The sequence below is a fragment of the Embleya scabrispora DSM 41855 genome (assembly GCF_000372745.1).
Taxonomy (GTDB): Bacteria; Actinomycetota; Actinomycetes; order Streptomycetales; family Streptomycetaceae; genus Embleya; species Embleya scabrispora.
In genome coordinates this window covers 22,080-33,812 of record NZ_KB889727.1, presented here as the reverse complement: position 1 = coordinate 33,812, position 11,733 = coordinate 22,080, and the positions used below count along the sequence as shown (strand labels likewise).

The 11,733-nt window shown below is 72.5% G+C and carries 2 protein-coding genes and 2 pseudogenes; all 4 read left to right on the top strand.

What is annotated here, in order from left to right; genetic code table 11:
- Positions 1-8 precede the first annotated feature (8 nt).
- Positions 9-2,087 (top strand): annotated as a pseudogene (locus A3IC_RS73930) (acyltransferase domain-containing protein); the annotation flags it as partial.
- Positions 2,061-5,678 (top strand): annotated as a pseudogene (locus A3IC_RS73925) (type I polyketide synthase); the annotation flags it as partial. The pseudogenes A3IC_RS73930 and A3IC_RS73925, both read left to right, overlap by 27 nt.
- Positions 5,679-5,810: 132 nt before the next feature.
- Positions 5,811-8,843, top strand: coding sequence for a type I polyketide synthase (locus A3IC_RS73920; RefSeq protein ID WP_425387405.1), 3,033 nt, complete (start codon positions 5,811-5,813; stop codon positions 8,841-8,843).
- Between the two features lie 13 nt (positions 8,844-8,856).
- Positions 8,857-11,706, top strand: coding sequence for an aminotransferase class III-fold pyridoxal phosphate-dependent enzyme (locus tag A3IC_RS0146665; protein ID WP_040878555.1), 2,850 nt, complete (start codon positions 8,857-8,859; stop codon positions 11,704-11,706).
- Positions 11,707-11,733: the final 27 nt, after the last annotated feature.

Below are 11,733 nucleotides of genomic sequence, written 5' to 3'. Positions count from 1 at the left end.
CGTCCTTCGTGGAGGACGTGTCGCCGGACGGTGTGTCGTTGTCGGATGTGGGGTTGTCGTCGGCGGTTTCGCGGTCGACGTTCGAGCATCGTGGTGTGGTGGTGGCCGCGGACCGGGACGAACTGGTGGCGGGNTTGCGCTCGTTGGCCNCNGGTGGGGTCGGGGCGGGTGTGGTGTCGGGGGTGGCGGGTGAGGGGCGTACGGCGTTCCTGTTCACCGGTCAGGGTGCGCAGCGGGCCGGGATGGGTCGGGAACTGTACGACGTGTTCCCGGTGTTCGCGGCGGCGTTCGACGACATCTGTGGCCGGTTCGACGCTCTGTTGTCCCGGTCGTTGAGGGATGTGGTGTTCGGTGGGNGGGGGTTGGACGAGACGGGGTTCACCCAGCCGGCGTTGTTCGCGGTCGAGGTGGCGATGTTCCGGCTCCTCGAGTCCTGGGGTGTGCGGCCGGACTTCGTGACCGGNCACTCGATCGGCGAGTTGGCCGCCGCGCANGTGGCCGGGGTGCTCACNCNGGANGACGCCTGTCGGGTNGTNGCNGNNCGGGGTCGGTTGATGCAGGCCCTGCCCGCGGGTGGGGCGATGGTCGCCGTCCGGGCGGCCGAGGCCGAGGTTGTGGAGTTGTTGCGGGGCCGGGAGAGTGAGGCGGGGATCGCCGCGGTCAACGGTTCGTCGTCGGTGGTGATCTCCGGGGTCGAGGGCGTTGTCACCGCTGTAGCCGACACGTTGCGCGAGCGGGGACGCAAGACGCGGCGGCTGACGGTCAGTCACGCCTTCCACTCTCCGCTGATGGACCCCGTCCTCGATGAGTTCGCCGTCGTCGTGAACGGTGTGGTGTTCGCCGAGCCGGACATCCCGATGGCCGCGAGTACCGAGGACGTGTGCTCCGCCCGGTACTGGGTGGAGCACGTTCGGGAGCCGGTGCGGTTCGCCGATCACCTCACCCGGTTGCGGGCGGCGGGGGTGACCAGGTTCGTGGAGATCGGGCCGGACGGTGTGTTGACCGCGATGGGCCCGGACAGTGTGCCGGACGCGTCGTTCGTGGCGTTGCAGCGCCATGACCGGCCCCAGGTCCGCACTGCGGTGACCGCGCCGGCGCACCTGCACACCGGCGGACACACCGTCGACTGGTCCAAGCTGTTCACCGGTACCACCGCGACCCTGATCGACCTGCCCACCTACCCCTTCCAACACCGGAACTACTGGCTTGCGCAGTCGTCGTCGGCCGGCGCCGTCTCGGCGGGGCAAGAGGCCCTGGGCCACCCGATGCTGGACGCGGTGGTGCGCGTCGCCGGCGCCGACGAGGTCGTGTTCACCGGCCGCCTGTCGGCGCGCACGCACGCCTGGGTCGCCGAACACACGCTGGGCGGACGGGCGTTGGTGCCGGGCACGGCGTTGATCGACATGGCGATCCGGGCCGGCGACGAGGTCGGTTGCGCCGGTGTGGCCGAGATGGTGGTCATCGCGCCGCTGCTCCTTCCGGAGGCAGGCGGGGTACAAGTCCAGCTCGTGGTCCACGAGGTGCAGGACTCCGGCCACCGCACGTTCGCGATCCACTCCTGCGACGAGAGCGATCGGGAGTGGACCTGCCACGCCACCGGTCTGTTGACTCCCTCGGCCCCGGAGCCGGATTTCGAGCTGAGCGAATGGCCGCCGGCCGGCGCCTCGCCCGTGGCCACGGACGGGTTCTACGAGCAGCTCGCGGAGAGCGGCTACGTCTACGGCCCGACGTTTCGCGGGCTGCGGACGCTGTGGCGCCGCGACGGAGCCGCCGGCGCCGAGTTCTTCGCCGAGGTCGCGCTGCCGGAACACACGGACACGGCACGATTCGGGATTCATCCCGCGCTGTTCGACGCGGCCATCCACCCTCGGGTCTTCGCCGCGATCGCCGATGCGGGCGAGGACTTCACGCTCCTGCTGCCGTTCGTGTGGAACGGGATCAGCCTCTACGCCACCGGCGCGACCGCGCTGCGGGTACGGGTGGTCATCGACGGCGAGACCGACGGCGGGGCGTCCTGCCGGGTGCAGATGGCCGACGAGGCGGGGCAACCGGTCGCCGAGGTGCTGTCGGTGGAGGGACGCCCGGTGTCGGCCGACGGGCCGGTCGCGCGGGATAAGGCGGTCGGTTCGCTGTTCGGGGTGGACTGGGTGGGGGCCGAAGCGGTCCCGGCCGCACAGGAGGGGCGCTGGGTGCTGCTCGGCGGCCCCGACCGGTCGGTCGATGCGGCGTTGACGGTCGACCACCGCGAGTCGCTGTCGGACGCGGCCGGGGCCGACGTGCTGCTCGCCGCATACACCGGCCGGCCAGGTGGCGAGGTCGTCGCACCGGTGCACGACACGGTCGTCGAGGCGCTGGATCTGGTGCGCGAATGGCTGGTTGACGAGCGGTTCGCGGCAAGTCGCCTCGTTGTGGTGACCCGTGGCGCGGTGGCGGTCGGGCCGGACGGCATCGGCCCGGACCTGGTGGGCGCCGCGGTGTGGGGCCTGTTGCGTTCCGCACAGTCGGAACACCCCGACCGGATCGTGCTGGCGGACGTCGACGACGACCCGGCCTCGCTCGCCATCCTCCCCGCGGTACTGGCGGCGGGCCACGAGCAGGTCGCGGTGCGCGCCGGCGCGGTGACCGTGCCACGCCTGGCTCCGCAGCCCGCGGCGGACACCGCCGGGCCGAAGCCGGCACCGGAGGGCACGGTCCTGGTCACCGGCGGAACCGGCGCGCTGGGCGCGCTGTTCGCCCGGCACCTGGTCACCGGGTACGGCGCCCGGAACCTGGTACTCGTCAGCCGGCGAGGCCCGGAAGCGCCCGGGGCGGGCGAACTGGTCGCGGAACTCACCGCGCTCGGTGCCACCGTACGGGTGGCGGCCTGCGACGTGGCCGACCGCGCCGATCTCGCGGCGTTGCTCGACGCGATCCCGGCGGAGCACCCGCTCACCGGCATCGTGCACACCGCCGGCGTCATCGACGACGGCATCATCACCGCGCTCACCCCCGACCGGGTCGCCTCCGTACTGCGCCCCAAGGTCGACGCCGCCTGGCACCTGCACGAACTCACCCGCGACATGGACCTCGCGATGTTCGTGCTGTTCTCCTCACTCGCCGGCACGCTGGGCAACCCGGGCCAGGCCAACTACTGTGCGGCCAACCACTTCCTCGACGCGCTCGCCGGCTACCGCCGCGCCCACGGCCTTCCCGCGCTCTCACTGGGCTGGGGTCTGTGGTCCACGGAGGGCGGCATGCAGGCCGGGGTCACCGCGGGCGGGCTCGACCAACCGCGGCACCCGGGTCTGCGGCCCATCTCCGCGCAGGGCGGCGCGGCGCTGTTCGACCTGGCGCTCGCGTCGAACCGCCCGGTGATCCTGCCGGCGCGGTTCGACCTGCCGACGTTGCGGGCCGGATCGGCTCCGATCCCGCCGATGTTGCGGAGCCTGGTCGGTCGGCCGTCTCGTCGGGTGGTTCGGCAGGGCGCGGGCGACCAGCGGGAACTGGCGGGCCGGTTGGCCGCGTTGCCGCCTCACCAGCGGCACGAGCAGGTCGCCGACCTGGTGCGGACCGAGGTGGCCGCGGTCCTCGGGTTCGGCACGGGCGAGCGGATCGGCGAGGGAGTGCCGTTCCGCGAGCTGGGCTTCGATTCGCTGACCGCCGTCGAGTTGCGCAACCGACTGGCCGCGGTCACCGGCCTGCGGTTGTCGCCCGGGGTGGTGTTCGACTACCCGACGGTCTCGGCGATCGCCGAGCATCTGCTGTCCGAGCTGAGCGGCGACCTGCCGGCTTCGGCAACGGCCGTGGCCGCGTCGGTCCCGGGGCCCGGCGGCGAGAACGAGCCCGTCGCGATCGTCGGGATGGCGTGCCGCTTCCCGGGCGGGGCGAACACCCCCGAGGAACTGTGGCGGCTGGTCGTGGACGGGGTGGACGCGATGGCGGACATGCCGGACGACCGCGGCTGGGACATCGAGCGGCTCTGGGACCCGGATCCCGACAAACCCGGCACGTTCTATCCGCGTGCCGGCGGATTCATCGACGCCGCCGCCGAGTTCGACGCCGGCTTCTTCGGGATCTCGCCCCGCGAGGCGCTCGCGATGGACCCGCAGCAGCGGTTGCTCCTGGAGACCTCGTGGGAGGCGCTGGAAAGCGGCGGAATCGACCCGCAGTCGTTGCGCGGCAGCAACACGGGCGTCTTCACCGGGTTGACCGCGCAGGGATACGGGGAGGGCGGCGACGGGGTCGAGGAGAGTGCCGAGGGATACCGGCTGACCGGCTCCACGACGTCCTTCGGCTCCGGCCGGATCTCCTACGTCCTGGGGCTGGAAGGCCCGACGATGTCCATCGACACGGCGTGCTCCTCGGTGCTGGTGTCGCTGCACCTGGCCGCGAACGCGGTGCGCAGCGGCGAGTGTGCCCTGGCGCTCGCGGGCGGCGCGACGGTGATGGCGCAGCCCATCGGGTTCATCGAGTTCTCCCGGCAGCGCACGTTGTCGCCGGACGGCAGGGCCAAGGCGTTCGCCGAGTCCGCGGACGGCACCGGCTGGTCGGAGGGGTTGGGCCTGTTCGTGCTGGAGCGGCTGTCCGACGCCCGGCGAAACGGGCACCCGGTGCTCGCGCTCGTCCGGGGCAGCGCGGTGAATTCCGACGGCGCGTCCAACGGCATGACCGCGCCCAACGGCCCCTCGCAACAGCGGGTGATCCGGCAGGCGTTGGCCAACGCCGGCGTCGAACCGTCCGAGGTGGACCTGCTGGAGGCACACGGGACCGGCACCCGGCTCGGCGACCCGATCGAGGCGCAGGCGTTGCTGGCGACCTACGGCCACAACCGGCCGGCGGACCGCCCGCTGTGGCTGGGGTCGGTGAAGTCGAACATCGGGCACACCCAGCACGCGGCCGGGGCCGGCGGGCTGATCAAGGCGGTCATGGCCATGCGGGACGGCCTGTTGCCGAAGACCCTGCACGTGGACGAGCCGACATCCGCGGTGGACTGGTCGTCGGGCGCGATGGAACTGCTGACCGAGGCCCGTCCGTGGCCGGAACGGGACCGGCCGCGCCGGGCCGCGGTGTCCGCCTTCGGAATGAGCGGCACCAACGCGCACGTCATCCTCGAACAGGCACCCGAGGAGGCGACCCGGATTCCGGCGCGGGACGCGGTGTCCCTGCCGGCTGTGCCGTGGGTGTTGTCGGCCAAGTCGCCGCAGGCGCTGCGCGCGCAGGCCGGTCGCCTGCTGTCCGTGGTGGACTGCGATGCCGCGCCGAACCCGCTCGACATCGGCTTCTCGCTGGCGACCCGCTCGGTATTCGACTACCGCGCGGTACTGGTCACCGCGGGCGGGGCGAAGGCACCGGCCGGGCTGCGGGCGATCGCCGAGGGCGACGCATCCGTCGCCCGGGACGGCCGGACCGCGTTCGTGTTCACCGGTCGGCCCGTCACCGGCCGGCCCGCGGACGGTCCGGAACGCGACCTGTACGAGACGTTGCCGGTGTACGCCAAGGCGTTCGACGAGATCCTGGCCGAGCTCGGCGACAAGGGCGAGGACGCGACACTGTTCGCCGCCGAGGTGGCGCTGTTCCGCCTGATCGAGTCCTGGGGCCTCACGTTCGGCTGCGTCGCCGGGACCGGGATCGGCGAGATCGCCGCCGCGTACGTCGCCGGGGCGCTCTCGCCGGCCGACGCCGCCCGGCTGGTGACGACCGGAGACCGAATCGAGGTGACGTTCGCCGAACCACGGATCCCGGTGGTGTCGCTGCGCACCGGCCGGCCGCTCGCGGCCGGCGATCTCGTGGGGTCGGCGGGGTCGGCGGGCATCACCGCCGCCGAGCGGTGGATGGATGAGCAACGGGTGACCCGGTTCGTCGAGTCGGGTCCCGGGCGCACGCTCGAACGTTCGGTGCTCCTGCTCCGGGACGATCGGCCGCAGGTGCACACCGTGCTCGACGGCGTGGCGGAGCTGTTCGTCGCCGGGGCGGCCGTCGACTGGACGGCCGTGTTCGCCGGCACCGGGGCCCGCCGCACCGGCCTGCCCACCTACCCGTTCCAGCGCGCGAGGTACTGGCCGGCCGAGTCCGGCGACGCCGCGAACCTCGGCCTCGATGCCACCGAGCACGCCCTGCTCGGCGCGGCCGTCGCGGTGGCGGGCCGGGACGAGTCGGTGTTCACCAGCCGCCTGTCGCTCACCACCCATCCCTGGTCGGCGGACCATGTGGTCGCCGGTGTGCCGGTGTTGCCCGGGTCGGCCCTGGTGGACCTGGCGATCCGGGCCGGCGACGCGACCGGTTGCCCGGTACTGGCCGAGCTCACCATCGTCGAGCCGCTCGTACTGCCCGACCGCGGCGGCGTGCAGGTGCAGGTGGTGACCGGCGCCGCCGACGAGTCGGGACGGCGCGCGGTGGGCATCCACACCCGACCCGCCGCCGGCCCGGGCGCCGATGGTGCGCCGCGGGACTGGACCTGCCACGCCACCGGCCTGCTCGCCCCCGCCGCCGGCCCACCGCGGATCGAGCCGGCCGCGTGGCCACCGGCCGGAGCCGCGGTGGTGGACTGGGCGTACGAGGACCTCGCCGACGCGGGACACCGGTACGGCCCGGTGTTCCGCGGCCTGGAGTCGGTGCTGCGCCGAGGGGACGAGTTGTTCGCCGAGGTCAGGCTGCCCGAAGGGGCGATCGCCGACGTCGGCGGGTTCGGGATCCACCCGGCCCTGCTGGAGGCGGCCGTGCAATCGCTGCTGATCGGCGCTCCCGAGGTCGAGCCGGACGGCACGGCCGTATTGCCGCTGGCCTGGGAGGGCGTTGCCCTGCACGCCACCGAGGCGACGGTCCTGCGCGTGCGCCTGGCTCCCGTGGGACCGCAGGCGTTTTGCCTCGAAGCGGTCGACGAGGCCGGGCTGCCGGTGCTGGTGGCCGAGTCGGTGCGCCTGGCCCCGGTGCGGCTGACCCCGAGGGACGGTGCGGCGTCCGCGGCGCCCGGCCGGGCTTCGCTGTTCGAACTTCGCTGGACTGCGGTCCCGTTGCCGGCCGACGACGAGCCGGAGAGCCTGCTCGCCCTGCTCGGCGACGACCCCGGCGACCTCGCCGAGGTGGCGCCGCTGCGGTTCACCGACGTCGAGTCGGCGGCGGCGTCCTACACCCCCTGGGACGTCCTGCTGGTGCAACCGTCGGAGCCGGACATGTCCGCCGGGCGGCCGGCGCAGGTGCACCGGGCCGTGGAACGGGCCCTCGGCGTGGCGCAGTCCTGGCTGGCCCAGGAGAACCTGCCGGACAACCGCCTGGTCGTGGTGACCAGGGGCGCGATGGCCGTCGAGGCGCGGGACGACGTCCGGGACCCGGCCGGGGCCGCGGTGTGGGGCCTGTTGCGGTCGGCCCAGGCGGAGAACCCCGATCGGATCGTGCTGGTCGACCTGGACGACGACGCGGCCTCGACCGAGCTGCTGTTCCTGGCGGCCCAGGCGGGGGAGCCCCAACTGGCCATCCGGGCCGGGCGCATGCTCGCGCCGAGGCTCGTACCGTCGGCCGCGCCGGGCGGGCCGCCGGCGGCGCCCGTGGCGGCCGGTACCGTGCTGGTCACCGGCGCCGACGGGCCGCTCGGGGCGTTGTTCGCCCGGCACCTGGTCACCGCGTACGGGGTCGAGCACCTCGTGCTCGCCGCGTCCGACCCGCACGGGCCCCACTCGCCGGCCGCGCGGCTGCGGGACGAACTGGCCGGTCTCGGTGCCGCGGTCACCGTGGCGGCCTGCGATCCGGCCGACCGGGCGTCGTTGCGCGCGCTGCTCGCGGACATCTCGCCCGAGCACCCGTTGACCGGGATCGTGCACACCCAAAACGTCCTGGACGACGGGGTGTTCACCGCGCTGACCGCAGAGCGCGTCGCGCATGTGCTGCGGCCCAAGGTGGACGGGGCGTGGCACCTGCACGAGCTGACCGCGGACGCGCCGCCCGCGCTGTTCGTGCTGTTCTCCTCGGTGGTCGGCATGCTCGGCAGCCCGGGGCAGGCCAACTTCGCCTCGGCGAACGCCTACCTGGACGCGCTGGCCACGTGGCGCCGCGCCCGGGGACTGCCCGCGGTGTCGATGGCCTGGGGCCGGATGGTCGAGAGCGCACAGTCCGGTCTGCGGGTGATCGCCGAGGACGAGGCGTGCGAACTGTTCGACGCCGCACTCGCCTCGGGGCATGCCGTGGTCGCGCCGGCACCGCTCGACCTGGCCGCGCTGCGCCGCGACACCGCGCAGGTGCCGGTCGTGCTGCGCGCTCTGGTGCCGCGCGGTGAGCGCCGGAAGGCGAGCGTCGACGTGCCGGCCGACCGGTTCGCCCGGATGACCAGGACCGAGGCCGAGCGGTACCTGCGCGACCTGGTGCGCGCCGAGGCGGCCGGGGTGCTGGGGCACGCGACCCCGGAGAACGTGCAGTGGGAGGTGTCCTTCCGGGACTCCGGATTCGACTCGCTGTCCGCCGTGCAGTTCCGCAACCGGCTGGCCGAGCAGACCGGCCTGTCCCTGCCCACCACGCTGGTGTTCGACTACGCCTCACCCGGCGTACTGGTGGAACACCTGCTCGAACGGCTCGCCGTCACCGACGGGGTCAGCCCTCGCTCCGCACTGGCCGAACTGGACAAGTTGGAGGCCGTCCTGATGGCCGTTCCGGTCGACCAGGCGGCCGACCAGGCTCTCGGTCACCCGGAGATCACCGCCCGGCTGACCGCCATCCTCGCCCGCTGGAACAAGACCCGGCCCGACGCGCGGCCCGAAGCGGTCGCCGGTACCGCCGAGTTCGACCTGGCCGCCGCGATCGAGACCGCGACCGAGAACGAGGTCTTCGACTTCATCGACCGGGAGCTGGGCCGCTCCTCCGCCAACCCCAACCGCTGACCAGGAGACATTGGTGAACGCACCCATCCGTTACGCCGAAGCCCTACTGACCGGAATGCTCGGCACCTTCGGACTGGACATCGAGTATGTCCGGGCACAGAAGAACAGCCTGTACTACCTGGACGACGCCGGTACGGAGGTGCCGGTACTCGACCTGGTCGGCGGTTGGGGCTCGCTGATGCTCGGGCACAACCATCCGGAGATCGTGGCGTACGCGAAGGAACTGCTGGACACCGGTTGGCCGGTGCACTCGCAGCACTCCTCGCATCCCGTCGCCGACCGGGTCGGCGCGGTGCTCAACGAGATACTCGGCCGCGAGTTCCCCGGCGCCGAGCCGTACCCGATCATCTTCGCCAACACCGGCGCGGAGGCGGTCGAGGCGGCGGTCAAGCATTGCGAGTTCGCTCGCGTGCTGCGGATGAAGAGCCTGTTCGAGCAGATCGAGTGGAACGCCGACGTGGCGGTGAACGCGGTGCGCGACGGCGCCGCGGCGCTGCCGGACGACACCTCGCTGCTGCCCGGCGATGTGCCGGTGCCGACGACCGTCGAGGAGTTCGCGGCACTGCTCGGCGCGGTGGCCGCGCACAACGTCGCGCGGGCGGGGACCGTCCCGGTGTTCTTCGCGCTGGAGCGGGCCTTCCACGGAAAGCTGGTCGGCAGCACCCAGTTCACCTACAACCCGCTGTTCCGGGCGGCGTTCGCGTCGCTCGGGCCGACGGTGCGGTTCGTGCCGCCCGACGATGCGACGGCGTTCGAGAAGATCGTCTCCGAGCAGCGGGTCACCGTGCTCGACATCCAGGTGGTGGACGGCAGGGTCACGCTCGTCGAGCGGGACTTCCCGGTCGTCGCCGGGCTGATCGTCGAGCCGATCCAGGGCGAGGGCGGGATCCACGAGCTGACCGCCGAGTTCGCCGCGCGGATCCGGCGGATCTGCGACGAGATCGAATGCCCGATCGTCGTCGACGAGATCCAAACCGGGATGGGGCGGACCGGGAAGTTCTTCGCGAGCTCCCACATCGGGCTGCTCGGCGACTACTACGTGCTGGGCAAGTCGCTCGGCGGTGGTGTCGGCAAGACCTCCGCGATGCTGGTCCGACAGTCCTGCTACCGCCCGGAGTTCGAGCTGGTGCACAGCTCGACCTTCGCCAAGGACGGCTTTTCCACGGCCATCGCCCTGCGGACCCTCGAACTGCTCGAAGCCGAGGACGGAGCGGCCTACGACCGCGCCGCGGAACGCGGTGAGCGCATCCTGGCCATGCTGCGCGAGCTGGCCGCGGAGTTCCCCGACGTGGTGGCCGACGTCCGCGGCCGGGGACTGCTCATCGGACTGGATTTCGCCGACCAGAGCCAGGCATCGTCCCCGATCATCCGGGAGAAGGCACGGGCCGGTCTGCTCGTCTTCCAACTGGGCAGCTACCTGCAGTTGGCGCACCGCATCCGCACCGGCCCGACGGCCAGTGTGCCGACCATGTTGCGGATCGAGCCGTCGATTTACATCAGCGACGAGGAGATCGAGCAACTGCGCGTCGGCCTCACCCAGGTCTGTCGGATCCTGCGCAACCAGGACGCGTCGGCGTTGATCCACCCGCTGACCGGCGCCGGTCGGCCGGCGCGCGCACAGATCCGGGACTTCCGGCCCGCGGCGGGCGACGCGGTCGCGCCGACGGAGCCGGCCGACCGCAAGGTCGGACTCGTCAGCCACCCGCTGACCCCGGACATGTTGCGCGAGCTCGACCCCTCGCTCGCCGACCTGGACGACGCCCGGCTGCTCGCCTATGCCCGGCGGTCCGAGCTGCTCAAGGACCTGCCGGCGCTCGCGCCGGTCCGGTTCGACTCGCCGCAGGGTACGTCGGTGGACCTCACCGTCTACCCGTTGCTGGTGACCCAGCAGCAGTTGCGCGAGTACCAGGTCTCCGGGCAGACCTTCCTGATCGGCCTGGACCTGGACCGCCGGGTGCGCGCGGCGAAGGCGGACGGCTGCGACACCGTCGGCCTCGGGTTCGGCCTCGGCGCGGTGAGCGGTCACGGCCGCGTGTTGCGAGTTCCCGGGATCGCGGTGACCGCGGGCAGCGCGCTGGCGGTCGGCTCGGCCCTGGCCGCCGTTCGCCATGCCGCGGTCGAACGCTTCGGCGGACTCGGCGGATCGACGATGGCGGTCGTCGGCGCCGGCGGGCGGGTCGGCTCGGCCATCGCGGCGATCGGCGCGCGGGAGGTGGCCAGGATCGTGCTGGTGGGCAGCGGCCGGCCGGGTTCGGCCGAGCGGCTCCGGGCCACGGAACATCGGATCTACCAGGAGTCGTGGGCGCAGATCGCGGCGGGCGGTGAGCCGACCGGTATCGCGGCGGCGCTTTCCGCCGAGCCGCTCATCGCCGGATGGCTGGCCGACGGGCGTCCCGGCGACGAGCCCAGTGGCGAGGCCATCGCCGCGTATCTCGCCGACGCCCATGACGCCGACCCGTTCGTCGTCGTGGCCGACGATCTGTTGTCGGTGCGAAATGCGCAGGTGGTGTTCACGGCGCATTCGAGCCCGGTTTCGGTACTGGACGAAAAGTATCTCGCCGACGGCGCGATCATCGGCGATTTGTCCTTCTTCGGCACCGGTGCGGAATCCGCCGCGGCAAATTCTCGCGACGATCTACGCTATGTGCGGGCCGGTGTACTTTCCGTGTCCGGTGGCGGTATTCTGCCACCTGGCCTCAGCGTTTCACCGGGTGCTGACGAATTGCCGGCGGGGGCGGCGGAAGCAATCACACTCGCGTTGTCCGGTGGCGGATCGATGGGCGACGGTGCGATTACCCGCGAGCGGGTGGACGCCATGGTCGAACTCGCGAAGCAGCACGGATTCGAGACTGTCTACAGCTGAAATCTGCCGAACCCCGTTCGTCGGACC